Genomic DNA, 24,449 nt, shown 5'->3' on the forward strand with positions numbered 1-24,449 from the left:
TTATATTAAATTTATTAAATTGAAATCCAAGATCCGTTCTTCACACTTTCCACGGCAGCGAAGCTTGCCAATGTAGTATTTGCTATTTCATCGAAAGGAATTATCGCTTTTCCTCCGGATTTAATTTGAGATATAAGTTTTTCGAACTGAGCATAATGCCCTTTGTCTTGTGATGATGATTCTCGTGTAAAACCTTTAAATCCATACCCTTTCAACTTTCGCCAATTATCCATTATAAGTGTTCTCTCTTCACTATATACTTCTACACGTTCCTTAGAATATGCTTTACTCCCATTTGAGAAGTAATTAATAACTGCATTCGTACCGTTTTCATACTTTAATAAAATACTCGCGTTATCCGTATCTTCTTCAGGGTTAGCCCCCATAGCATTCATACAAACTGCAATTACTTTAGATCCTGAAAGATAGGTACACAAATCAATAAAATGGCAGGCTTCCCCAATAATTCTACCCCCGCCGACTTGCATATCATGCACCCAGACGTCTTTGGGAATAAAACCAGCATTCATCGTTGCGATAATATTAATTGGAGTATTACTGCTTCCAAGTAACTTTTTCATTTTTTGTGCCAACGGTGCAAACCTTCTATTAAAGCCCACGGTAATCGTCTTATTTCTTGTATTATATTCTTTTAATACCGTTTCGTATTCTTCTTTATTAAGCGCTAATGGTTTTTCTACGAATACATGTTTATCCGACTCCAATATTTCCTTCGATAAACTCGCATGCGAATTGTGGCGAGTTGTAATCATTACGAGGTCAACCTGAGGGTCTTCTAGAATTAATTTATAATCTGTCGTTGAGTTAGCGATACCGTATTTCTTTGATAACGTAGTTCCTGATAGTCCACCAGAACTTGCAATATATTTAACGTCAGCATTTAACTTTTTTAGTGCTGGTAACATCGTTGAACTTGTAAAGTTACCTGCGCCAATGATCCCCAAAATACCTCTACTTGATGCAAAGTTATTGCTACCGATCCTTATAGTTCGTGCAGGGACATCGTCCTTTTCATCGTAAACTAGAATCGAAGCAATTGAGCGAGACCCACTCATGTTATCATATATTTTATTATATTCTTTTAGAGGAATACGCTCGGTTATCAATTTCGAAACATCAACAGTTTTTTGTTCGATAGCATTTAAAATCGCTTCAAAGTTTCTTTTTTCTGTCCACCTTACAAATGGCAACGGATAATCGTTACCTTTTTGCTCGTAGTCATCATCGTATCGGCCCGGACCATATGAGCAATAAACCTGAAAAGTTAACTCTTTCTCATAAAAGTCTGCGCGACTTATGTCTAGTCCTACTACTCCGACGAGAACAATACGTCCCCGTTTTCGCGACATTTTAGCCGATTGAGAAATGATATCATTACTTTTATTAGACGCAGTAATTATAACTCCGTCGGCACCGATTCCGTTTGTTACTGATTCAACAAACTTTACTTGATCTGTACCACTACCAGGGTTAACAGCAATGATTCCAAATTCAGATGCTAATTCCACCTTGGACTGATCGAAATCGAAACCTATGACTCTACAACCATTCATTTTTAGTAATTGTGCGGTAATCAACCCAATAAGCCCTAATCCTACTACAACTATCGTTTCTCCTAATGTTGGCTTTATCAATCTTATCCCTTGTAGGCCAATTGAACCTATAACCGTAAACGCGGCTTCTTCGTCAGATACATTTTCAGGTATTTTCGCGACGAGATTTTTTGGAATTGAAACATATTCGGCATGAGGTCCATTAGAAGCAACCCTATCACCTATTTTGAATTCCTCAACACCTTTTCCGACAGCTACCACTTTTCCCACATTACAATAACCCAATGGAAGAGGTTGACCTAATTTATTAAAAACAGAGTCAATCGTGGGTTTTAATCCATCAGTTTTCACTTTATCCAAAACCTGCTTAACCTTGTCTGGTTGTTGACGAGCCTTTTGAATAAAGTTTGCTTTGCCGAATTCAACCAGCATTCGCTCTGTACCAAGGGAAACAAGAGTTCTAGTAGTTCGTATCAAAACTTCACCTGTTTTAACAATCGGTACAGGTACTTCTTCTAGGATGGTGTTACCATTTTTTAGGTCTTGAATTATTTGCTTCATTTCTCTTATATATTTATTGATATGTGGGTTGAAAAAATAAGTTATTTAAGTGTTTTTATTGGCAATCGTAAAATGTCAATGCGATTTGTAATGCTCCACTTTTATTACAATGATAGACTATCTTAAATTATCATGCTTCAACAAGTTAAAACTTTATATAGCGAAATCAATCTATCTGCTCCATTTTCAACCTCTGGTATTATAGTTCTGATGTTTTCGTTTATGCGATTAATAACGTTGTCTAATTTACCTAACTCGTAGGTAACACAACCGTTAGGACGTTTGACAACATCCGTCGCAAGAGTAGTTTTATTTAAGTATAACGATTCTTTGACAGATAATGAATCTCCGTCAGTAGTTGTATTTCGTATCGTGACGTCACATAATTCCATAACTTTGTAAAATGAATGCTCTTCGGAGATGATAAGAATATTCGAAGGAATATTATTTTTTTTAGCTGCAAAATATTTAGAATATGCTGAGGAAGGGTCAGAAACAACTAAACCGTATTCTGGTCTCATTCTAAAAATTTCAATTATTTCAACGATACCATAAGTTTCTGCCCCATTACTGTCGAAAGTCATATTGTAAGCATTTGTGGAGAATAATAAGTTATGGTTGAGCTTCATCAATTTTATTTTCTGAAAGATTTTTTCGCACAAAATCTCACTTTCCACTTTAGGTGGAATGAAAGCAGATATTAACTCACTATTTGCATTAATTTTTTTGGCAACATTAAAACTATTTGCATTTAGGACAATTGGTTTAGAAGCTAACCATATTGTCAATTTATCAATACTATTTTTAAAGCCAGGACCATAACGTCCTATATTCCCATGAAAAGTGATTATTGATTTAGTATTAGTGATTTTACAAATAACTGCCGAATATAGCCTAACAAATGGATTAGAACTATGAATGTGAATACATTTATAGCCTATTAATGTCATCGGCAAACCTAATAATGTCAAAATAGTCAACTTATAAAACTGACAATCAACATCTTGTGATCTAAGTATTATTAGTAATCTTGAAACATGAATAGTTACACCGCCGATCGGAGGAGGCAACTTTCCCATTATTAACAGTTGTTTTGACATTTTCAATCTTGTTATTTATATAGATTTTTACCGCCTTGCCTACATATGGTGTTCATTCAGCTAGCGCTAACGATTCTTTTTTATCTTCTCTATAGCTTCATTAATAACATTATCAGCTAAAGATACATTGTCTGAATTTCTAATTACCTTTTCACACAATTTTCGTGTTGCAGATGAACCGAACATTTTTTCGTAACATAATAAAATTTCATAATCTTCTAGACCTTTTCTTGTAGCCTCCCATCGTCTACTTGAAATTATATCTTTTCCGGCTTTATATACAAAATTAAAATCTGGCATATTACCATCAAAATCATCCCACGCGGATTGCTTACCCGGCATATTGCCAACGTCCGCGTAGTTCCAGAAACCGATACCTTTAGCATCATAAAAAAATGCTTCCCACGCCATTAATCTATAATAACTATAGGGTGATAATGATTTCGCGTATTTCTTTGTATCATAGATCCAAAGTTCGTTGATAGCGTAATTGTTCCTTGATATTTTAGGAAGTAAATCTCTTTTCAATTGGATTATATCGATACTATTAATTCTATTTAGAGACTCTAATACCTTCGATTGGTTAATTGTCGCAAATATCTTAACATTTGATCGCACACTTTTAATCCATTCAATGTATTCTTCAAATGTCTTGATGTGGCTTGCATCTAACTCGTCGTAAGGATATAAATAAATTTCATCGTAACCGTGATCTCTTAGTAAATCGTATGCTTTATCGTACCATTCTAAAAATGATTTTTTCCAAAAGTCGTTCAGTATATTATCTTTTTTTACAAATTTTTTAAAATCTAGATATAAAAGAATCTTATCGAAGTCTTTCCGACCTGAAACATAATTATTAAGATTAGAAAGGTCAAATTTATGTCGGTTGTTAAAAAGAACTGAAGGTGGAACGACAAATATATTATTGCCATGATCTATTAAGTCCTCATAAACTTTATTTTCAATACCCTTTGCAAATGGATAATTAAAATACGCCCATGTATTTAGATTTAACCTGTTTCGGAGGGCTATAGGCAATACGTTGGAATTAAAATTAATTGTATTCAGGTATGTACCTTCTATCGAAAACCTTAGGTGGCTCTCGGACGAACTAGGCGTAATATTTTTAATAGCGAGTAAAATAGTTTTAGTCTCATGGGGTTTTAATATAATTTGACCGTTAGGCTGCCAAGCAAAAATTGCGTCTGGGACAATTTTAAAATTTCTCGATCTAACACTTTCGATTGTAAACATTTTCCCTTGTTGACTACTTTCGAAACTATATGATATCGATTTTTCAGTATTAAAAGTATTAGTTATCTTAAATACATAGAAATTTGTATGTGAAAGAATATTACTATAATTCATTGTCACTTCATTAGTATTGACAATTTTCCTCGAACTACTCAAGTCACTTCCCCAAATTTCATCCACAATATAAAATTCAATCTCGTTATTTACAGTTTTCGCATTATCTTTTATTTGTGATTCATTGCTAAAAAGTAGATTGATAGCATTTCTCTTTTTCTCTTCCATAAAGTCATCAGCCTCTTTAGCATTCATTGTTTGATAGTGATCTTTTTCTCGACTCGTCTGGGAACTATTTTTTACTATAATTTCATCTGCAAAGAAAAATGGCCCATTAGGAAACACAACTAAACGGATTCCGGTGGCATTTACGTTGAGATCTTTCAATGATAAAGTAATACGTCTATATTTATCCTCATTATTTCGAAAACCCTCTATCATGTCTCCCAAATATGACAAAGTTTTAAAATCGTCACTAGTAGAGTAAGCGAAAACATTTATTGGCAAAAAAACATCAGATTGATTATTTAAAGCACTATGTACATTGATTTGGCCTACACTACTTGGATTTTCAAAACGTAAATCAATTATAACTTTCTCCTTGTTGGCCCAGCCTAAACTGTTTTGATCCAACCACATCGGATTTTTTTTTACGATAATCCCATCCGACAATGTAATAGGATTCGACTTTTCGAATGTATGCAAGTAATTTGGAGACGTTATACGTAAAACTTTAAACTCAATGTTAGACTGACTATAACCACTCCGGCATGATAATAATACCAGAATGATAATTATTAGTTTTAATAAAACGACCTTGATCTTCATTACTATTTAATAATTTTTGATGCTATATTTTTTGCAAATGACAACAACAATATCGCAAAATTAACACTTAAGCAGCGAACAAAGAAATTAGTTATTCGGCTTGATAAATGACGCTTTTCCTTATCTATTCTTTCAGCATATGTATCTAAAGCACCTTCCTTTGTAATAGACTGTTGTTGAGTTCTTTTTAGTGAGAGCATTTCTTCACGATCACTATAATCAAACGAGCCTTTATTTATTATCTTTAACATGAAGTCAATAAATCTACTATCAGCGGCCGAACTCATGATCGACCCTGGCGTGATTCGATATCTCAATAAAGCTTCAGGTAAAATAGCCACTTTCGAATGTCTACAAAATTGAGACCATAAAAAATAGTCTTCAAAATATTTATTGATTAGTTCATTGTATCCCCCTAGCTTAATAGCCAGTACTCTGTCCATCACAATTGTCGGATGTTTAAATGGGTTTCCATATTTGAATATTATTTTTTTCAAAACATCATGTTGTGTGTAGGGTATATCGTAAGTTATTGTATTACCGTCTTTATCTATTCGTTCCACTGTAGAACCTAAAAGTTTTACATCAGGGTTTTTGTTTAGAAAATCTAATTGCTTTTGAAATCGCATTGGATAACATATATCATCCGCATCCATTCTCGCGACATATCTGCCTTTTGCAGTTTTCAGCCCAATATTCAGCGTTTTTGCTAAGCCTAAGTTTTCCTGATCAATAACGATAATCCTTGAATCTGAGAAAGAATTAATAATCGAAAGAGAATTATCCTTTGACCCATCATTGATAATAATAAATTCGAAATTTGGAAACGACTGTTGGAGTACACTTTCTATCGCCTTTTCAACATATTGTTCAGCATTGTATACAGGCATTATTACACTCAGTTCCATATCATTGTCGCGCTTTAGTTTTATGAATGTCAAATTTTTGTCTACTCAGAACAATTAACATAAATAGAAACAAAAATTGATTAGTTAATAAGTCCCCGGAGGTTAAACTATTGAGAAAGAAATATAAGAAGAAACATGCGCTCATTTTCAAACCGTCATTGCGTACCCTTTTAGGGACAATCTTACTAATTGTCCGAAAAATTAAAATCGAAATCAGCATCACTCCTAAAATTCCATTTTCGTATAATAATTCCACAAAAATATTGTGAGGATAATCTCTAGAATCATGGCCAGTTGTTTTATAACCATAATGGCCGGTTCCATTACCAAGAACCACATTCGATTCTTCGAATTCAAATACATCAAGTATTCTATTCCACCGCTGTGCTGCGGTACCATCGGTAAACGAAAACCGTTCCATAAGATATTGATTGTTATCTATTCCAAAATAGAATATCAACGAGATAATGCTAACTATGAATATAGTACTAAGAATAAGAATAATTTTTAAGTTAAATATTTTGTATATCCGAAAAAAGAAGAAAACAGCAAAGAGAAAGGCAACAATAGGTCCTTTAGATCCAGAAGCTAACATGTAAAGTACTCCAATAAAGAAAACTACTGGCTGTATAAATTTCAACTTATATTGAGTGCTTAGAATTAGGGATGATATTAGTAAGAATCCAATATATCTGGAAAGCCAAATAGGATTTAATAATTCTTCACCTTCTCCGTAAGTGGATCCCAATCTTTGAGCGTTTACTAATGTTGACTCTATAAAAAAATTATATATATTACCATAAACTAATGTGAGTATAATAAAATACACAAACATCAGAAGAAAATTACAGATTAAAAAAGTTTTATAAAATCGTCGAATATAACCAGCGACAAAGAAGGCATAAAAACACCATGAAAGTACTTGGAAAAACTTCTTCAGTCCATAACTTGGCGCATATGATTGATTTAAGCCAATAAACAATGTTACCAAGAATATGAATACGATAAAAATATCCCCTGTTCTAAAAGAAACTAAATGTCTCCTTTTTAAAGATAAATCTATTAAAATAACGATTATTGATAAAAGTACTGTTCCTGATACTATGTAACTTATGTGTAACGGCCAATGGTTGATTAGAATACTAAACGAACAAAGGAAAACTATAAGTTTCTCAAATACATCTGGTTTTACAGTATTTTGATCATTATTAACAATTTTATATCTATTGATCTTCATAGACCGATTTAAAAAACTCTAATCTTAATTTTTCCTTAGTATTAATGTCAATCAATGGCGCCACCAATTCCTTTGAAACTACCTTATCTTTCCAATCATTTATAAATTCTTCAATTTCCAAAATGAACCTCTTCACCGACTCTTTATTGTTGTCGATTTCAAGTACAAATGGCCTTCCTGACAAATCATCGTCCCTATGGGCAATGATCACAGGAAGTCCCGCTGCTAAATATTCTCGGGTTTTCAATGAACATGCAACATTCATATTTTTCCGATATAGGGCTAAAGTTCCGACACCAATATCCATTCGTAGATACAAATCATTAAGTGCCTCTTTTTTTAGAAATCCATATTCAAAAAAGTTCTTTAATTGTGGATATGATTCATCAAGTTTGGGACCCACTAAATGAAAATTAAAATCAGGTAAAAGTCTAGCCATCTGATAATAATGATCGACTCCATGCCATAACAACCCAGGTGAGCCGACAAATATTAAATTTGGTGGTTCCACAGAAGAAGCTTTGGTACTTTTCTTTCTATTCAACGCATTAAAATCATAACCATTAGTTATAGTGATCGACTTAATATTAGGGTTAAGACTTTGATAATACTTCCTAATTTCGTCAGTCACACCAATAACACCATCAATATTTTGGCCAATTTTCTTTTCACCGATGTTATTCAAAAATTTCCCAACAACTGAGCCGGAGGCTTTTAGTTCTTCTCGGACTAGTGTATTTCCCTCTATAATTACTTTAAAATCCCTAAGAATAAAATCGAGACCAGGAAACCAAGTCATAGCTCTCATGTATACTATATCGGGTTGATATCGTTTTAAAGATTTTTTAATGTTTATCACGTTAGCAATTTGTCTCAATAATGAGATTATATTCGAATTTCTTTTTAAAGACTTGGATAGTAATATATCGAACTGAACAATATCAAAATCGGCTTGAATTGGAGTGCTATAATTAACCGAAAACGGTATAGAAAAGAACTTGACACTATGTCCCAATTTTTTCCATATATTATATTGCATTATGTGTTTAGTTCGAACTCCAGAATCAGTGAACATATCCACTTGAGTTAAATAAGCTACTCTCATTTTACAAATTAAATAAAGATTATATTTTTTTTAAAGCTACTAGGTATAACACGTAGGTAAAAGCACCGTAGGTTACACTAGTTGTAACCACATATAGTTGTAAAAATGCATCCAAAGACATTGAAAAATGATGCGCTATAATAAAACACATACTATTTACTACAAATATTACGAATTGCAACAGAAACATCAACTTTTGCTTTTCAAATGCCAAAGTAATTGTACTCAGTGGAACAAATATACTCCGAAAAAAAAACAATGGTAACATTGCTCTAGCAATACTTCCTGCAATTCTCCATTCCTCACCAAACAAAAACGCGAATAAGTCCTCTACAAAAAAAAACATTACAAAGAAAAATGGCAATGATATATATAATAACTTCTTGAAAGTTGTCAAAAACTCGTTCCGTGCACTTCGATTTTCTTTGGCACATTCTGTACATAGTTGAAAGAATAGCTGACTAACGTTATTACTTATTAGAGACAATGGAACATTTAAATATCGATAACTATAAGAATAATACCCAAGCTGACCAACTCCATACATACCAGAAATAAAGAAATTGTTCATACTAACACCTATCGAATTAAGCAATATTCCCCACGTAGATATAATCGGAAAATCCTTGTATTTTTTGGCGTTAAAGACCATCCGTTTTATAGATATTTGCTTGAACAAATATCGGTAATTAAAGAACTCTCTAAGCAGTCTTATGTTTCCAAAGATATTTGACACAAACAGTCCGTAAAGTAACCCTCCTTTTGTTAAACCAAGAATTCCGAAAAATATTTGCGAAATGGTATTTGAAAGAGATCTTACAACATTGGATTGAGCTATAGTTTTAAATTTTTTTAAACGAATAGAAAAGTTAGTTAAAATATTATATATACCAGATACGAGAGCCACTAATGGAATAAAAATGAACCACTTCCCAAGTGCCTCTGCATTTAAAATAACAAGAATTTTATCTTTGAAAATAACAAAAAGGATTAAAAGTAAAATGGTTATTGAGACAGAAGATAAAAAAGCAAAAAAAGAGATGTTAATAGCATCTTTATGTCGTTTGGGAATTGGGATAGCGAATTCGTATCTTAAGTTTATTATTGACGTTAATATAAGACAAAAAGCATTGAAGATTGCTAAAACCCCAAAATCCTCCGGAGAATAAAATCTAACTAAAACTATGCTACCAAGTAATGGAATACCTTGTGAAATAATACTGCCTGATATTAAGACAAGAAAATTTTTATTAAAATCGGACTTAAATATCCCTTTAAAGCGTCCTTTTAACGACATTATTATTGGTTATATATTCTCTCTATAATCTCAACCACCTTCATGCCTTCAAGCGCATTAGTTGTAATCGGCCCACGTCCATGTAAGACATCCACAACATTCTCAATTACATAATGGTGATTTGCAGCGGATCCTTTATACGCACCATAATCATTCCCTGGGTTTGTGGGTGCCAACTCAGGCATTTCATAATTCTTTATATCGCAAACTTCAACTTTGTCCATATATTGCCCTCCAATTTTCACAGATCCGTTTTCAGCGATTATAGTCATGGAGCTCTCCAAATTTTGATTCCAAACTGATGTAGAATAATTCAATGATCCCATACCACCATTAACGAAATCAAAGCTGATGAAACCGCTATCTTCAAAGTCGGTTAGATCTTTGTGATTATGATCCGCGAACTTTGCCTTGATATTGGTGATGTCACCAAAAAGCCAATACATTATATCAATAAAGTGAGAAAATTGAGTGAATAATGTTCCTCCATCTAGATCTTTCTTACCATGCCAACTTTCAGGTTTATAATAGCGTTCGTCACGATTCCAATAGCAGTTTAGTTGCACCATATATATATTGCCAAGTTTCCCACTACTGATTAACTCTTTAACCCACTCTGATGGCGGTGAATAGCGATTTTGCATGACTGCAAAAACCTGTCTATGAACATGAAGCGCTTTGAATATTACCATTTCGGCATCATTCTTTGTTAATGCCATCGGCTTTTCAACAACGATGTGTTTTTTTGCATCTAAGGCTTTCATAGCTTGCTCTGCATGAAAACCATTGGGGCTGGCGATATTGATAACATCAATATCGATACCTGATTCAAGAAGCTCGTCGATCGAGGAAAATAGTGGTACATTAAAGTGGTCTATGCCTAACTCAGATTTCGGCTTAACATCAACTAGTGCTACTAATTCTGCTTCCTCATTACGAGCGACCATTTCTGCGTGTCGCTTACCGATATGGCCGCAACCTATTATTGCAAACTTTACTTTATTGTTTTCCGCATTCATTATTTTATTCTATTTACATTATTATTATCTAATCTATATTCTTGTGCAGTTTCTGGACAAACACCGACTCCCTTTTCGTTAAAAGTCAGCCGATGTCCGTACTCACTTACCCATCCTAACTGCTTTGCAGGATTACCTACAACAAGTGCATATGCCGGGATTGTCTTTGTTACAACTGCTCCTGCACCAATAAATGCATACGCACCAATGTCATGACCGCAAACAATCGTAGCGTTTGCACCAATGGACGCTCCCTTGCCTACACGTGTTTTCGCATATTGTCCTCGACGATTAACAGCACTTCGAGGATTCGTTACATTCGTGAAGACCATAGACGGTCCTAAAAACACATCATCGTCGCATGTCACACCTTCGTAAATCGATACATTGTTTTGTATTTTGACATTCTTACCAAGCACAACACCGGGTGAAACGACAACATTTTGACCTATATTACATTTTTCACCTATCTTGCAATTTGGCATGATATGCGAGAAATGCCATATCTTAACATCTTCCCCAATTTCTGCACCTTCATCAACTACTGCAGTTTCATGTACAAAATAATTTTCTGCCATAGAATTAATATTTAAAAAAGTTAACGATGTTTTCAATAATATAGTCTTGTACTTCATCTTTCATCTCCGTGTGAATCGGGAAAGAAAGCACTTCTTCGCATAAACGTTCGGCAATTGGAAAATCTCCGGCGTTATATCCATAGACACGATAAGCTTCCTGTAGATGCACAGGAATTGGGTAATAAACCATGGAAGGAATACCCTTATCTTGTAAATAGATTTTTAATTCATTTCTTTTTCCATTTTTTATACGGCAAGTGTATTGGTTATAAACATGTGTAGAATATTCCGCTTTCTTCGGTGTGATGAAGCCATCGATATTAGCGAATGCTTCGTCATATTTTCTAGCTACTTTTTGACGGGCTGCACTGTAGTCGTTAAGGTATTTTAACTTCACTTCTAAAACCGCTGCTTGCGTTGTATCTAATCGGGAATTTACACCGATCGTTTCGTGACGATATTTTTGACGTTGACCATGATTAGCTATGATCTGAAGTGTCTCTCCTAGTTCGGCGTTCTGTGTTAGAAGTGCACCACCATCACCAAAACAACCTAAATTTTTAGATGGAAAGAATGATGTTGTACCAACATCACCCACAGTACCCGCAAACGCTTTAGTACCGTCTTTAAAAATGTACTCAGCACCCATAGCTTGTGCTGTATCTTCGATAACTGCAAGATTATGTTTTTTGGCGATCGCATTAATCGTCTCCATATTCGAGCACTGACCAAAAAGATGCACGGGTACGATACCAACGGTCTTTTCAGTAATAATACTTTCTAACTGATCATAATCCAATTCAAATGTATCTTCTTTTACATCAATAAACTTAGGAACAAGATTAAGCAAAGCTATTACTTCTACTGTGGCAATGTAAGTAAAAGCAGGAACGATAACTTCATCCCCTGGTTTGAAACCTAAACCCATCATAGCAATCTGCAACGCATCAGTTCCATTACCACATGTCACCGCACGAGTTACTTTGTTATACTCTTGAAGACTCTTTGCAAAACTTTTGACTTGTGGGCCATTGATGTAAGCCACTCCTTCTACTGCGCTTAGTAGCGCTTGATCAATCTCGGGTTTTATTTTCAAATATTGACTTTTCAAGTCAACCATTTGTATCGGTTCATTCATTATTAATGTGTAAATTAAATTTATTAAATTTTCTCACTGATTGTTTTTCCGATTGCAAGACACGAGGTCGCAGCTGGCGACGGCGCGTTCCTAACGTGGATAATATTCTCCGATTCTAAAATATTAAAATCATCAATTAAATTGCCATTTCTATCACAAGCCTGAGCTCTAACACCTGCACCACCCGGAATCAGATCATCTTCAGTAATCTCTGGCAGTAGCTTTTGAAGTGCTTTTGTAAATGCAGTCTTGGAAAGAGAACGATATATTTCACCCATGCCTATCCTGCCGAATTTAGCAACAATCGTCCAAAATCCAGGCCAAGTAAATGTATCTAGTGAATCTTTTAAATTAAAGTCCTTAAACTTATACCCTTCTCGCTTGAATGCCAAGACCGCGTTCGGTCCTGCTTCTACTCCTCCTTGAATCATTCTGGTGAAATGGACACCTAAAAACGGAAACTTAGGATCGGGTACTGGATATACTAAATTCTTGATTAGATATTCTTTTTCTGGTCGCAATTTATAATATTCACCACGAAATGGAATTATTCTTAGATCATTTTCCGTCTCAGTTAAGTTGGCTACGCGATCTGATTGCAAGCCAGCACAAGAAATAATTTTCCTAGTTGAATAGACTTGTTTTGAACTCTCAACCTTATATGCTTGCCCGTCTTTATCGATCTTGATGACTTCCTCGTTAAATCGTACCTCTGCACCCAATTTTTCAGTTAAAACCTCCCGGAGCTTTTGTGCCATATAAGGATAATCAATGACCCCGGTTTGAGGAACATGAATACCCGCTATACCAGCAACATGAGGTTCGAATTCGTTAATTTCCTCACGAGTGATCTTTTTGATATCAGACAAGCCATTCTGAATACCTCTTTCGTAGATATTGTTTAGAGCAGGCAGTTCTTCATTTGACGTAGCGACGATAACTTTTCCGCAAATATCGTAAGGCACTTTATGTTCATCTGAGAATTCAATAAGTGACCGATAGCCAGAAATACAATTTTGCGCTTTTAAACTCCCAGGTTTATAGTAAATTCCACTATGTATCACACCGCTGTTATGACCCGATTGGTGAGCAGACACCTTGGATTCTTTCTCTAGAATCAATATGGATTTATCGGGGTATTTTAACTTGGTATGGTATGCCGTTGAAAGACCAACGAGACCAGCTCCAATTACAATGATCTCATATAAAGCATTAGAGTTCATTTTTTATAATCTACCGTCAACTAACGAACGGTCTAAACACGCTTTTGTATCGAATATTACTCCGTTATTACGTTTGATTTTCTGATAATCAAATTCTAAAAATTCGTTATGCGCAACAGCTACTACAACTGCATCATAAACAGTGTTTTCATCTAACTTATTAATAATATCAACACCATATTCATGTTTGACTTCACCTGCATCTGCCCATGGATCGTAAATATCAACGTCGAGTCCAAAGGAAATCAACTCATGATAAATATCGACTACACGAGTATTACGAACATCTGGGCAATTTTCTTTAAAGGTGATACCCATGATTAAAGCCCGAGAGCCTTTAATCTTATGATCCTTTTGGATCATCAATTTTACTACCTTATCAGCGACAAAAGGCCCCATGTTGTCATTAACGCGTCGACCAGACAGAATGACTTGTGGGTGATAACCTAGAGCTTGTGCTTTATGTGCCAAATAATATGGGTCAACACCAATACAGTGGCCACCTACTAAACCTGGCTGATACTTCAGGAAATTCCATTTGGTACCTGCGGCTTCTATTACGTCGTTTGTATCGATGCCAACTCTGTCGAAAATTAAAGACAGCTCGTTAACAAAGGAGATATTCACATCGCGCTGGGCATTTTCAATGGCTTTTGAAGCTTCTGCAACCTTAATATTTGGTGCCTTATGTGTTCCTGCTGTAATTATAGACCGATAGAGGTCATCAACGCGATTCGCGATTTCCGGGTTAGATCCAGAAGTCACTTTTTTTATCTTCGTTAATGTATTAATCTTATCGCCCGGGTTGATACGCTCTGGTGAATAGCCCGCGAAGAAATCCTTATTAAATTTAAGACCTGACGATTTTTCTAAAACTGGGACACAGTCTTCTTCTGTACATCCTGGATAAACAGTAGATTCATAAATAACAACATCACCCGATTTAAGAATAGATCCTAACATTTCAGAAGCTTTGATCAAAGGGGTTAAATCAGGTGCCTTAAACTGGTCAATGGGAGTTGGAACCGTTACAATAAAAGTATTATAATTCTTTAGATCATCTTTGTTTGCTGAAAAAGACAACCCAGTCTTGCTTTTGCCATTTTTGCTATCTATCACAGTTTTAAGGTCCTCTAAATTCGCTTCCTGAGTTCTATCTTTTCCTCGACTCAACTCTTCTACTCTTGATTGATTAATATCAAAACCTAGAACATCATATTTCTTCCCAAATTCGATCGCTAATGGGAGGCCAACATAACCTAAGCCGATCACTGCTATTTTAGCATTTTCTATTGTTCCATTACTATTTTTACCCATTTTATTAATGATTTTATTGTATTACAAAAGTAAATCTCCAATGTTAACTATATATTATCTTGATAAATATCTTTTAATCTTATCTTTCCACGAACTCTTTTGAAGGTCTTCTCCATATCCATATCCATATCCATAACCATAGCCGTAGCCATAACCGTACGAGTTTTCTTTCTTAGCATCATTCATAACAACCATCAAATTCGGCATTTTTTTGTTTTGCCGAATGTCATTAACAATGTGTAATTGTTGCTTGAATGTATAATTGTACCTTACCATATATGCAGTAACATCTGCAAAAGGAGCCAACGAGAACGCATCAGCTACTTGTCCTATTGGAGATGTATCCACAATGATCACATCAAAATGTTGACGTAACTCAGAAAAGAGCTTTTCAATCTTTGGGCTTAATAGTAATTCAGCAGGATTGGGAGGTATTGGGCCTGAAGGAATTACCCATAAGTTATCCACCATATTAGTAGGTTGAACAATGTCTGCTAAGACCATATCGTCATTAACTAAGAAAGAAGTAAAGCCTTTACCTTTGGCTGCTGATAAACCAATATCTTTCATAAGTTTCGGCTTTCTTATATCGAACTCTAGCATTACAACCTTTTTACCTGATAGTGCTAAACTGGCACCTATGTTTATTGAAAAGAATGTTTTTCCCTCTCCAGACATTGATGAAGTAACCATTAAGACCTTCGCCTGCTTACCAGGAGCCGCGAATTGCAGGTTCGTCCTAATTAATCTAAAAAGTTCTGAAATAGCGGTACGACTACCTTTTTTTACCACCAAAGCTTCCGCTTCATCATGATGAACCAACTCACCCAAGACTGGGACATCAGTGACTTTTTCTATATCGCGTATATTTCCAACTTTGTCGTCCAGCAGATCTTTAATATATAAAGTAGCAATTGGCAATCCAAAACCGACGATTAGAGAAAACAATGCAATAAGCAATTTTTTAGGACTTACCGGCACATCGTTAGTCAATGCAGGATCAATGACCCTCGTATTGGACACTGCAGAGGCCAGTGAAATAGCAGACTCTTCTCGTTTTTGAAGTAGATAACCATATAAGGCTTGTTTAATCCCTTGCTCACGTTGGATTTCTAATAAATTACGTTCCGCAGAAGGTATCTGAGAAATACGTGATTGGAAACCACCGGTTTTTGCTTGCAAGTTGTTTCGGGTTATCGTCAGTGATCTTTTAATATTACCTAAATTTTCTTGGATATTAGTCCTCAAATTAGCTAACTGTTGATCTAGGCTCTGCACTAAAGGGTTTGCGGGCTGAACGGTACGAAGAAGTTTCTGGCGTTCTAATTGAAGCTCATTGTATTTTGACGTTAACCCAACCAAAGTTGGGTCTTGAATACCCATTGAACTCGGCACCAATTCATCGCCTGAAGTATTTTGCATATAGTTCTCCATGCTTTCCAATACCGATATTTGTGTTTGATAATCCGCAAGTTGCCTTCCATATTCCGAGGCTTCCTCCATATAAACTTGCGCCTCTGAGCCAACATCCGTAATTTGGTTTTCCCGCTTATACTCTTCTACATCTTTTTCAACATCTTCCAGTTCCGATACCAAAAAGCTTAACCGTTCATCAATAAACCTAACTGTATTTTGCGCAATCTGATTTTTGTCTTCGATTGCTTCACTATTATAAACTTCTACCAATTTATTAATAATATCTTCAGCCTTTTCAGGTACAGCATCCACTAATGATATTGTTAATACTGAAGCGTCTTTATTCACAGGAGCGATAGCAATTTCTTGATTATAGAAATTGGCCATCTTCATTAGGTCATTAAACTGGATCCAGATGGTTTTGCCAACTTTAATCTCACCTGATGCAGTTAACGTGAAAGTAGCATATGATTTTTTAACCTGCTTACCAAAGGCATAGTCTTGCGAGCCATCCTCGTCGGTCAAGGTATAGTTGTTTTTATCTTTAATTTGAATTTTTATTCGCTCGCCTAGGGCAATTGAGTCGAGAGACGATAGTGTAATTTTAATAGGTAGAGATTGCCCATATATTTCGGACGTTTTAATATTCCCCTCTGTATAAAAAGTTGTTTCCAAATTCAGCTCCTTGAGAACACGATACATCAAGGTTTTACCTTTTAAAACTTCAATTTCATTATTGATATTTTGATTAGACTTAAAAATATCCAAATCCTGGAAGGCTGCGGCGGGATCTAAAGAGCCACCACCTTTTTTATCGTCTTTGATTAAAACTGTGGAGGTCACATTATATTCAGGCGTGGCGTATCGTAAATATAAAAAGGCTAAGAATAGACATAGTGCTATACTAATAGCAAACCAATGCCAATGACGTATATAATTAAAAAGAAGGGCTTTGACGTCTACTTGATTATGTCCTTCTTGTTGTTGAATATCTTCTTGAGTCATTCTTTTTAGAAAATGTTAGTTTATAATCGAGTTGCTATTATCGTAATGATGGACAAAACACCCATAATAATTGGAACCGAATTTGGATTACGGTTTGCTTGTTTACCCTTCATTTCGGAAGGCTCCACATATACAATATCATTCTGTTGCAAATAAAAGTAGGGTGATTGAAACACCGAACTGCTGTTTAAATTTAAACGCGCCATTTGGCGTTTACCGTCTGTCTCACGAATCACCAATACATTCTCACGCATGCCAAAAGGAGTCATGTCCCCTGCTCTACCCAAGGCTTCTAATACATTAATCTGTTCGTTGGCAACGGTAAAGGTAGTAGGTCTTGTCACCTCTCCAATTACGGTTACCTTAAAGTTTAGATAACGTACGTTTACAATAGGGTCTTTAACGTATTTGCTTATTTCATCGCGCATTTTTTCATGCGCCTCGGTAAGGGTTAATCCTTTTAATTGGATTTTACCAACTACTGGAAAATTGATGTTACCATCATTGCCTACTAAATATCCTTCTTTGCCTAAGTTTGTACTACCTGCTGCATTAGATGAACTTAACTGTGTATTCTGTCCTTGGATAACGGCTCCTGTATTAAAAAGTGCATTAGACGTAGGATCTAAAGTACTTACAGTAATACTCATGATATCGCCTACTTGGATCTTGGGTTCATGGGCATTGGTGATGGCCTGTGTGTAGGCGTCACTCTGTTGGATATCATCAAAATAGACAAGGTTTCTTTGTTCGGCGCAACTGCTGAACAGCAATAGGAAGCCGACTACCGAGAGGTAAAGTAGGTTGTTAGATTTCATATGTTCTATGAGTTAACTTTTTGCAAAGATAGACTTTCAATGTTAAGTATTGTAAAAAATGTTTTTTTCGTCGGTAAAAGCAATCATCATACCAAAGTCGGTATTGTCCCGACTTATACCGTACGTACACAATTATGGGCGTTTTGTATTATTTTTAAGGCTTTGATTGTAATTAATCATACATTTGTTTCGTTCTAAAAAAAATAACAATACTAAATCTGATTGTGAACAAGCTTACTGAGAACAAACTTACTATACATATTGTAGAGGACGAGGTGATCATTGCTATGGACCTGGAAGATATTGTCACGAACCTAGGGCATGCGGTGGTGAAGGTGTCTACTTCTTATGAGGATGCATTGGATAGTTTGGACTCTAATAAAGCGGATATTTTCTTGGTGGATATTTCTCTAAAGGGTGTGGATGAAGGCTTGAACCTGGCGCAAGAGCTTGATAAACGGGATATTCCGCATATTTATATTTCTTCGCATAAGGATGCGGGTATTGTGCAGAAGGCGCGGGCTACGAATGCTTATGGTTATGTGATTAAGCCTTTTGATGTGGGGGATATCTTTGTGGCGCTGGAGATGGCAATCGGTCGCATTAAGGGTGAAAAGGCGCGGCGCTCTACGATCATCAACGAGGGGGGTACGAAGAACATTGTGAACTTTGCCGATATTCTGTACGCGGAAGCGGATGGTAACTATACGCATATCTATACGGTGGAGCGTAAGTTTACGCTGCGCAGTAACTTAAAGCGTACGCACTTAAAGGTGCTGAACCATGATTGGTTTAAACGGGTTCATAAGTCTTTTGTGGTGAATGAGCGTCATATTGATAAGATTCTCCACTCGCACTTGATCTTGAAGTCTGGGGAGGTGATTCCGGTTAGTAAGAATTATTGAGATTAATGATTTTCTAAAAACCACTCTATATATTCATAAAGCTTGGTCCCCAAATAGTATGGTACGTTCATCAGCGTATAAGCCGTCCCTTTGGGTGTTTTTGTGTTCTCAATGATAAACTTCCCTCCATAAACCCGTACTGCATATTTTTGCTGTGTCTGATCGATATATTGATGTAAAGATCTTAGACTACCGGTGCTTCCTGACTTTATTTCTACAGGAATTAAATGTTGATGAACTTGTAGTAAGATATCAACCTCTGCTTGCCCTTGTCGTTTTTCTCTAACCCAAAAATGAGGTGACTCGTCATGGATCGTTTGAGTAGAAATTAATTCTTGAAAGATGATGTGAGGGATGATTTTGCCTTTATAAGCTTCACTTAAATTTTCCATACTCAACATGGAAGCTTGAACCTTAAGTGTATAGTTCACGATTCCGGTATCAAGGATTTGTAATTTAGGGGCTTTCCTGATATCAGGAATGATGGGAAACTCTGTGCTGGTGGTGGGGTAAATAATTTTCAAGATTCTTGCATCCATCAAGCTACGCATGGCTTCGCTTACTTCTCTTGAACGATAATTTGAATTCCCGAAGTTTTGATATTTTATGCGTTCCTCGATAAGAAACGGAGCTGTATTCATAATATGACGAATAATATTCTTTTCGACATCGCCCTTAGCGTATTTTTCAACATCCCTTTTATAGGTGTCCCATATACTGGCATATATATTTCCGAGTGTATTGATTTGCTTATCTTCAACGTATTGTTTAACTATTTCGGGCATCCCTCCGATTATAGCATACGTATTAAACAAAGTAAGGAGTGTTTGATGAGCATACTCCTGGACTGGAACGATGTGCATTTCGTCTATTGCACGGCGGTGATCTATTCCTTCTAAAAACTCCAAAAAATTCAAGGGATACAAATACATATATTCAACCCGACCTACCGGGAAGCTCTTAACGTCACTAAAAGCGAATTCTAATAGTGAGCCTGCTGCGATTACGTGCAATTCAGGTATATCCTCATAAAAGTATCTCAACATCTGTATCGCTTGAGGCGACTCTTGTATTTCATCGATAAATACTAATACATCGTGAATATCCGATGTGATATTCCTTGAAATAAAAAGTGAATCTACTAAGGTTTTCATATCGGTAAAACCATCGAAAAACTCTTTGTCGGCAGGGTTTTCAAGGTTGAGAAAAATTGCCTGTTTATACGTCTTACCCAACTCTTTGACCACCGTTGTCTTTCCAACCTGACGAGCGCCTCTGAGAATAAGAGGCTTCCTGTTTTTCCTACTCTTCCATTTGATAAGATCGTCTACGATGTTTCTTCGAATTATACTCATTTCTTAACACTCTTACTATTAGCCACTTAATGCTTAACATTGCACAAAGTCAACCCAAATATAGTAGTTTTATGTAACAAAGTCAGGGCAGTTTTACGCTTTTTTTGTAATAAAGTCAGGGCAAATTATTAGGCTACCACTATACGCTTAGCTTTAAGAGTTAAGAGAACGCATCGAAAGATAAAATGTTAATAGGCTTGTATCAAAACATCGGAAGCGATGTGCAGCTTCGCACTGAGTTTTCTTATCATTTCGAGGGAGAGCTTTCTTTTGCGGTTTAGTATTTCACTTGCTCTACTTTTTAACCCTATTATTTCGGCAAGATCATTCTGATTGTAGCCTAGTTGTTCCATGCGAAATTTGATCGCTTCGATAGGGTCAGGCAGACCAATGGGGAAATTCTCAGATTCGTATTTTTCAATTAGGATGGCAAGTATTTCCAGTTCATCTCCTTCTTTGCTGTCCTTTTTAGCATCAAATATCTTTTCAAGCCTTGCGATAGCCCTGATGTAATCATCTTCTGTTTTTATTGGTTTCAACTTCATGGTTTCTAAATTTTGTTTGCGTCAATTTTATCATATTCGGAATGTGTGCCGATAAATCTTATCCAAATCACCTGATAGTCAAAATTTATCCGGACTATCAGTCGGTAACTGTTTCCTTTTATGTTAAAACAAACTCGATTGTTCTTTAGGACGCTTGCACTTGGATAGCTCTCTTTCAGTTCATTAAGATTTTTCCACTTTGCCTTGTCGGCATCTTGGTGCCAGGCTTTCAATTGCTGTTCGCAATCAGGATGTGCTTCCCAAAAATCACGGAGCGTCTTTTTCGCGATTACTCTCAAATCAAATTCATTTTATAATACAAATATACTTATAAATTCCCAAAATGGGAAATGCACATAGTCTTCAAAACCATTCTCTTTTGATATTAGCCTTAAAACGGTAACACCTAATAAAAAACCTTATCTTTTACTTAACCTACCCTATTATATGGGCACATCGCTTCCAGAATACGTAGAATGGTTGGTAGGACAGAAGTTATAGTTGCTTGCTATTTCTAAATTTAGGTCGTCATAAATATCCTTCGATGAACTGGAAGGGTTATCTTTGATATAGCTAATAATTTTATCGGTTTGAGAGATCATATTTGTATTTATAGCTCAACTAAACTACAAATACAGCTCATTTTCCTACATAATTGAGCTATATTTCATCGGTATGTGAGCTATATTTTAAATTGCCATCTACGAACGGAAGGAAAACGAGAGCTAAAGCGGTGTCAAAGCACTGGAACGATCAGTAGAAAAAGAAGTTTTATCTAGAGTGACCTTCATAGACTTCTTGTCTTACGCTCTCCACCTCTGTATCTATCGTCTTCAAAGGCAGATGCTTCAATATGGACAGCAATTGTTCAAAGGTAATATCTACTTGTAATGTTGTTTTCATCTTAAATATAAATTGTTACGCTTACCCAAATTTACAAAATTTCGTATATTAGATCATTTACTTCGAGAAAGAAACAATGAATTAAGGCATTAAAATAAAGAATATTGATGATTTATGGGACGAGATACTTTAGTTAATAAAACGGCTGCTGATAAGCATCTAAAAGCACTGCCTTCTATTGAGCCTACGGAACCTCGTTATAACAAGGAAACTGAAAAAGCAATAAAAGAGGTAAAATCGGATAAAGCAACCAAAATATCTCTTGAAAATTTTAGAAAGGAACTTTATTCGTAGGCAAAATTTGATAACGATCATCTGTAATGAATTGTTTCGAAGGTTTTAGCGAATTTTTCCAATTGCGAACGCGCTGCATTCGCAATTGGAAAAATTCGTATCTTATGGCCGATAGCTAATGAAAGAACTTGAAACGATTGAAATAGCCCATAAGGCATTCCATACAAAAGGTAGCAGACCTTTATTGGTTACTTGCAATGACTTTCAAGATTGGGTTTGCAAGTATGATCGAACAGCGCTTAACTTATTCAACGAGGTATTAGCGAGTAAATTCGCAGCAACTTGGGGAATTAACACGCCCGAAATAGCTTTTATCAATGTAAAGAAAGAGCATGTTCCACCTGATCGATTCCCGAAGATACCTACTCATCTCTTTGACAAAGTATGTTTTGGATCGCTGTATTTAAACAATTCAAAAGAGATTGATGAAACTATTATTCCCATGTTTTACGATGCTGCAACTCGAAGACATTTGCATCAGAAGGAGGACTTCTTAAAAATCGCACTTTTTGACTTATGGTTAGCAAATGAGGATAGACACCATAACAACTATAACTTACTGTTACATACATCGCCAGAAAAATACACTTTCTTTTATGCAATAGACCACGTTCAAATATTTAACAGCACTTTTTTAGATTATGGAATAGCGGAATTGACGGAAGATGAATCTCTCATTAAGACTGAAATAGCAAAAGTGTTATTTAAAGACAGGAAAGAGCTAATTCGAACAGTAGATAACATAATTGAAAATTTTTATCTTTGTAGTGATAAATGCAGAAATAGCTTAGATGAAATATTAGACCTCGTCCCTCCTTCTTGGGAAATTAATACCAATGAAATAAGAGAGAGAATCGACAATCAAGTTTTTAGTAAAGAATGGCTTAAAAATTGTGAACAACAATTTAGAGAGTTAATAAAAATTTTTATCGAGAATTAAATGAAAACTATATACTCCATATTATACGTTACCCTCAATGCATCTCTGAATGAAAGAGTCAGTATGGGGCTTTTGATGTCTAATGGGGAACAACATGTCTTTGATTTTTCTTCAGAAAAGTTGTTGGCTATCAAAGGTATCATAAATCCTAATGGCTATCAGCTGGTCAAAGCTTATTTCAAAAACATTAGCAGAAGTATAAATAATGATTCGATTTCAAATGAGCATTTGTTCAATAACTTATCATCAAAGAGAAATTGGATATCAGAGGGTTATATCAGCTACTTATCTAAATACTCAAATAATCTGATTCAGTTTTCAGAGGCAAAAGTCATCGATATTGAGCTTAACCATTCAAATTTTAACAAGCTTTTTGAGAAGTACATTTTTAATCGCGGCGAAGAGCCTTTAACTGAAAAACGAGAGAGTGTATTAAAAAAGGTTAAAAGGCGACTGTATCCAAAAATCGATACGCGGGTGAATCTAGATCAACCACTTGATTCTAGTCATTTTGAAAATCTTTTTACTCCCCTTGAAGTTAATTTCATCGGAATAAACGGAGTAACAGTAACTGGGCAAACTCTTGATTTCGAAAAAAAACATTACAATCTAGAAAATGACATAGCACGTTTTGTGTCGCTTACAAAAGCTATTGAATTAAAAGAACAAAAAAGAGGCCAATACTACGTAATCGGTCGTGAACCAATAGTAGAAAATAAAAGGAACCATGGGCTCTGGGAACAAATTCGTGATGCCGAATTCTTAGAGTTTATAGATGTTGATGAAGTAGGACTTGTCGAAGAATATATGGTTAAAAATGACGTTAAACCATATTTTGTTCAAGAACAATAAAATTGTAATTAAAATTAATTAGTACGGTCCCGTCTTCCATTTGATAATTCAATGATCGTTTTTAAGCACCTTCGGATTGTGCCCTAAGCAGAAGCATTCAACTAGCAATATCATTAGCAAGACGCGTGCGAAAAAGGATTATTGAATTAAATACGATATTAAATTTATAGGCATTTAAAAAACCCAGTTAAGACGAACTCAACTGGGTTTTATTTTATCA

22 protein-coding genes are annotated in these 24,449 nt (G+C 35.5%); 4 read left to right on the top strand and 18 right to left on the bottom strand.

Annotated elements, in window-relative coordinates; genetic code table 11:
• Positions 1-14 precede the first annotated feature (14 nt).
• From WKR92_RS00345 to WKR92_RS00410, 14 genes are all read right to left on the bottom strand, one after another.
• Positions 15-2,135 carry a bi-domain-containing oxidoreductase gene (locus tag WKR92_RS00345; protein ID WP_375555852.1) on the bottom strand — a complete coding sequence of 707 codons (2,121 nt, stop codon included), beginning with the start codon at positions 2,133-2,135 and terminating at the stop codon, positions 15-17.
• Between the two features lie 137 nt (positions 2,136-2,272).
• On the bottom strand, positions 2,273-3,235 hold the full coding sequence (locus WKR92_RS00350; RefSeq protein WP_375555853.1) for a hypothetical protein: 963 nt from the start codon (positions 3,233-3,235) through the stop codon (positions 2,273-2,275).
• A 66-nt stretch (positions 3,236-3,301) separates the two neighbouring features.
• On the bottom strand, positions 3,302-5,185 hold the full coding sequence (locus WKR92_RS00355) for a glycoside hydrolase domain-containing protein (protein ID WP_375555854.1): 1,884 nt from the start codon (positions 5,183-5,185) through the stop codon (positions 3,302-3,304).
• A 191-nt stretch (positions 5,186-5,376) separates the two neighbouring features.
• Entirely contained in the window at positions 5,377-6,282 is a 906-nt protein-coding gene (locus tag WKR92_RS00360) for a glycosyltransferase (protein ID WP_375555855.1), read from the bottom strand.
• 1 nt (position 6,283) lies between these two features.
• On the bottom strand, positions 6,284-7,519 hold the full coding sequence (locus WKR92_RS00365) for an O-antigen ligase family protein (protein ID WP_375555856.1): 1,236 nt from the start codon (positions 7,517-7,519) through the stop codon (positions 6,284-6,286).
• On the bottom strand, positions 7,506-8,624 hold the full coding sequence (locus tag WKR92_RS00370; protein ID WP_375555857.1) for a glycosyltransferase family protein: 1,119 nt from the start codon (positions 8,622-8,624) through the stop codon (positions 7,506-7,508). Before WKR92_RS00370 ends, WKR92_RS00365 begins: the two co-directional genes overlap by 14 nt.
• Positions 8,625-8,643: 19 nt before the next feature.
• Positions 8,644-9,921 carry a lipopolysaccharide biosynthesis protein gene (locus WKR92_RS00375; RefSeq protein WP_375555858.1) on the bottom strand — a complete coding sequence of 426 codons (1,278 nt, stop codon included), beginning with the start codon at positions 9,919-9,921 and terminating at the stop codon, positions 8,644-8,646.
• A 2-nt stretch (positions 9,922-9,923) separates the two neighbouring features.
• Positions 9,924-10,940 carry a Gfo/Idh/MocA family protein gene (locus tag WKR92_RS00380; RefSeq protein WP_375555859.1) on the bottom strand — a complete coding sequence of 339 codons (1,017 nt, stop codon included), beginning with the start codon at positions 10,938-10,940 and terminating at the stop codon, positions 9,924-9,926.
• Positions 10,940-11,518 carry an acyltransferase gene (locus WKR92_RS00385; RefSeq protein WP_375555860.1) on the bottom strand — a complete coding sequence of 193 codons (579 nt, stop codon included), beginning with the start codon at positions 11,516-11,518 and terminating at the stop codon, positions 10,940-10,942. The genes WKR92_RS00380 and WKR92_RS00385 overlap by 1 nt, the downstream gene beginning before the upstream one ends.
• A 4-nt stretch (positions 11,519-11,522) precedes the next feature.
• Positions 11,523-12,656 carry a DegT/DnrJ/EryC1/StrS family aminotransferase gene (locus tag WKR92_RS00390; protein WP_375555861.1) on the bottom strand — a complete coding sequence of 378 codons (1,134 nt, stop codon included), beginning with the start codon at positions 12,654-12,656 and terminating at the stop codon, positions 11,523-11,525.
• A gap of 23 nt (positions 12,657-12,679) precedes the next feature.
• Positions 12,680-13,879, bottom strand: coding sequence for an L-2-hydroxyglutarate dehydrogenase (gene lhgD / locus WKR92_RS00395; protein WP_375555862.1), 1,200 nt, complete (start codon positions 13,877-13,879; stop codon positions 12,680-12,682).
• Positions 13,880-13,882: 3 nt separating this feature from the next.
• Positions 13,883-15,196, bottom strand: coding sequence for a nucleotide sugar dehydrogenase (locus WKR92_RS00400; RefSeq protein ID WP_375555863.1), 1,314 nt, complete (start codon positions 15,194-15,196; stop codon positions 13,883-13,885).
• Positions 15,197-15,250: 54 nt separating this feature from the next.
• The gene (locus tag WKR92_RS00405) at positions 15,251-17,617 is read right to left on the bottom strand and encodes a GumC family protein (RefSeq protein ID WP_375555864.1); all 2,367 of its coding nucleotides are present in this window, start codon (positions 17,615-17,617) and stop codon (positions 15,251-15,253) included.
• Between the two features lie 20 nt (positions 17,618-17,637).
• A complete protein-coding gene (locus WKR92_RS00410) occupies positions 17,638-18,435 on the bottom strand; it encodes a polysaccharide biosynthesis/export family protein (RefSeq protein WP_375555865.1) in 798 nt (265 codons plus the stop codon).
• Positions 18,436-18,659: 224 nt separating this feature from the next.
• Between WKR92_RS00410 and WKR92_RS00415 the strand changes: the two genes are divergently transcribed.
• Positions 18,660-19,340, top strand: a complete 681-nt coding sequence (locus tag WKR92_RS00415) for a LytR/AlgR family response regulator transcription factor (RefSeq protein WP_375555866.1) — start codon at positions 18,660-18,662, stop codon at positions 19,338-19,340.
• A 2-nt stretch (positions 19,341-19,342) separates the two neighbouring features.
• On the opposite strand, the gene WKR92_RS00420 is transcribed toward WKR92_RS00415, so the two are convergent.
• From WKR92_RS00420 to WKR92_RS00435, 4 genes are all read right to left on the bottom strand, one after another.
• A complete protein-coding gene (locus tag WKR92_RS00420) occupies positions 19,343-20,695 on the bottom strand; it encodes an ATP-binding protein (RefSeq protein WP_375555867.1) in 1,353 nt (450 codons plus the stop codon).
• A gap of 188 nt (positions 20,696-20,883) precedes the next feature.
• Positions 20,884-21,240: a helix-turn-helix domain-containing protein gene (locus WKR92_RS00425; RefSeq protein WP_375555868.1), complete on the bottom strand. Its 357-nt coding sequence runs from the start codon at positions 21,238-21,240 to the stop codon at positions 20,884-20,886.
• A 5-nt stretch (positions 21,241-21,245) separates the two neighbouring features.
• Positions 21,246-21,539, bottom strand: coding sequence for a type II toxin-antitoxin system HigB family toxin (locus tag WKR92_RS00430; RefSeq protein WP_375555869.1), 294 nt, complete (start codon positions 21,537-21,539; stop codon positions 21,246-21,248).
• Between the two features lie 472 nt (positions 21,540-22,011).
• Positions 22,012-22,143 (bottom strand): hypothetical protein, encoded by a 132-nt coding sequence (locus tag WKR92_RS00435; RefSeq protein WP_375555870.1) that lies wholly within the window; start codon positions 22,141-22,143, stop codon positions 22,012-22,014.
• A 114-nt stretch (positions 22,144-22,257) separates the two neighbouring features.
• Here WKR92_RS00435 and WKR92_RS00440 point away from each other — a divergent pair, with 114 nt between their 5' ends.
• The 3 genes from WKR92_RS00440 to WKR92_RS00450 all read left to right on the top strand — a co-directional run bounded on the left by WKR92_RS00440 (position 22,258) and on the right by WKR92_RS00450 (position 24,229).
• Positions 22,258-22,437 (top strand): hypothetical protein, encoded by a 180-nt coding sequence (locus tag WKR92_RS00440; protein ID WP_375555871.1) that lies wholly within the window; start codon positions 22,258-22,260, stop codon positions 22,435-22,437.
• Between the two features lie 118 nt (positions 22,438-22,555).
• The gene (locus WKR92_RS00445) at positions 22,556-23,377 is read left to right on the top strand and encodes a HipA family kinase (protein WP_375555872.1); all 822 of its coding nucleotides are present in this window, start codon (positions 22,556-22,558) and stop codon (positions 23,375-23,377) included.
• On the top strand, positions 23,378-24,229 hold the full coding sequence (locus WKR92_RS00450; RefSeq protein ID WP_375555873.1) for a hypothetical protein: 852 nt from the start codon (positions 23,378-23,380) through the stop codon (positions 24,227-24,229). It begins immediately after the preceding gene.
• Positions 24,230-24,449 lie beyond the last annotated feature (220 nt).

Origin of the sequence: Albibacterium profundi (genome assembly GCF_042159835.1) — a bacterium.
In the GTDB taxonomy this organism is placed as follows: domain Bacteria; phylum Bacteroidota; class Bacteroidia; order Sphingobacteriales; family Sphingobacteriaceae; genus Albibacterium; species Albibacterium profundi.

Excerpts from the sequence above, each read along its gene's own strand:
- WKR92_RS00345 (WP_375555852.1), bottom strand. The coding sequence starts at position 2,135 with ATGAAGCAAATAATTCAAGACCTAAAAAATGGTAACACCATCCTAGAA.
- WKR92_RS00350 (WP_375555853.1), bottom strand. The coding sequence starts at position 3,235 with ATGTCAAAACAACTGTTAATAATGGGAAAGTTGCCTCCTCCGATCGGC.
- WKR92_RS00355 (WP_375555854.1), bottom strand. The coding sequence starts at position 5,185 with ATGTGGTTGGATCAAAACAGTTTAGGCTGGGCCAACAAGGAGAAAGTT.
- WKR92_RS00360 (WP_375555855.1), bottom strand. The coding sequence starts at position 6,282 with ATGGAACTGAGTGTAATAATGCCTGTATACAATGCTGAACAATATGTT.
- WKR92_RS00365 (WP_375555856.1), bottom strand. The coding sequence starts at position 7,519 with ATGAAGATCAATAGATATAAAATTGTTAATAATGATCAAAATACTGTA.
- WKR92_RS00370 (WP_375555857.1), bottom strand. The coding sequence starts at position 8,624 with ATGAGAGTAGCTTATTTAACTCAAGTGGATATGTTCACTGATTCTGGA.
- WKR92_RS00375 (WP_375555858.1), bottom strand. The coding sequence starts at position 9,921 with ATGTCGTTAAAAGGACGCTTTAAAGGGATATTTAAGTCCGATTTTAAT.
- WKR92_RS00380 (WP_375555859.1), bottom strand. The coding sequence starts at position 10,940 with ATGAATGCGGAAAACAATAAAGTAAAGTTTGCAATAATAGGTTGCGGC.
- WKR92_RS00385 (WP_375555860.1), bottom strand. The coding sequence starts at position 11,518 with ATGGCAGAAAATTATTTTGTACATGAAACTGCAGTAGTTGATGAAGGT.
- WKR92_RS00390 (WP_375555861.1), bottom strand. The coding sequence starts at position 12,656 with ATGAATGAACCGATACAAATGGTTGACTTGAAAAGTCAATATTTGAAA.
- lhgD (WP_375555862.1), bottom strand. The coding sequence starts at position 13,879 with ATGAACTCTAATGCTTTATATGAGATCATTGTAATTGGAGCTGGTCTC.
- WKR92_RS00400 (WP_375555863.1), bottom strand. The coding sequence starts at position 15,196 with ATGGGTAAAAATAGTAATGGAACAATAGAAAATGCTAAAATAGCAGTG.
- WKR92_RS00405 (WP_375555864.1), bottom strand. The coding sequence starts at position 17,617 with ATGACTCAAGAAGATATTCAACAACAAGAAGGACATAATCAAGTAGAC.
- WKR92_RS00410 (WP_375555865.1), bottom strand. The coding sequence starts at position 18,435 with ATGAAATCTAACAACCTACTTTACCTCTCGGTAGTCGGCTTCCTATTG.
- WKR92_RS00420 (WP_375555867.1), bottom strand. The coding sequence starts at position 20,695 with ATGAGTATAATTCGAAGAAACATCGTAGACGATCTTATCAAATGGAAG.
- WKR92_RS00425 (WP_375555868.1), bottom strand. The coding sequence starts at position 21,240 with ATGAAGTTGAAACCAATAAAAACAGAAGATGATTACATCAGGGCTATC.
- WKR92_RS00435 (WP_375555870.1), bottom strand. The coding sequence starts at position 22,143 with ATGAAAACAACATTACAAGTAGATATTACCTTTGAACAATTGCTGTCC.
- WKR92_RS00440 (WP_375555871.1), top strand. The coding sequence starts at position 22,258 with ATGGGACGAGATACTTTAGTTAATAAAACGGCTGCTGATAAGCATCTA.
- WKR92_RS00445 (WP_375555872.1), top strand. The coding sequence starts at position 22,556 with ATGAAAGAACTTGAAACGATTGAAATAGCCCATAAGGCATTCCATACA.
- WKR92_RS00450 (WP_375555873.1), top strand. The coding sequence starts at position 23,378 with ATGAAAACTATATACTCCATATTATACGTTACCCTCAATGCATCTCTG.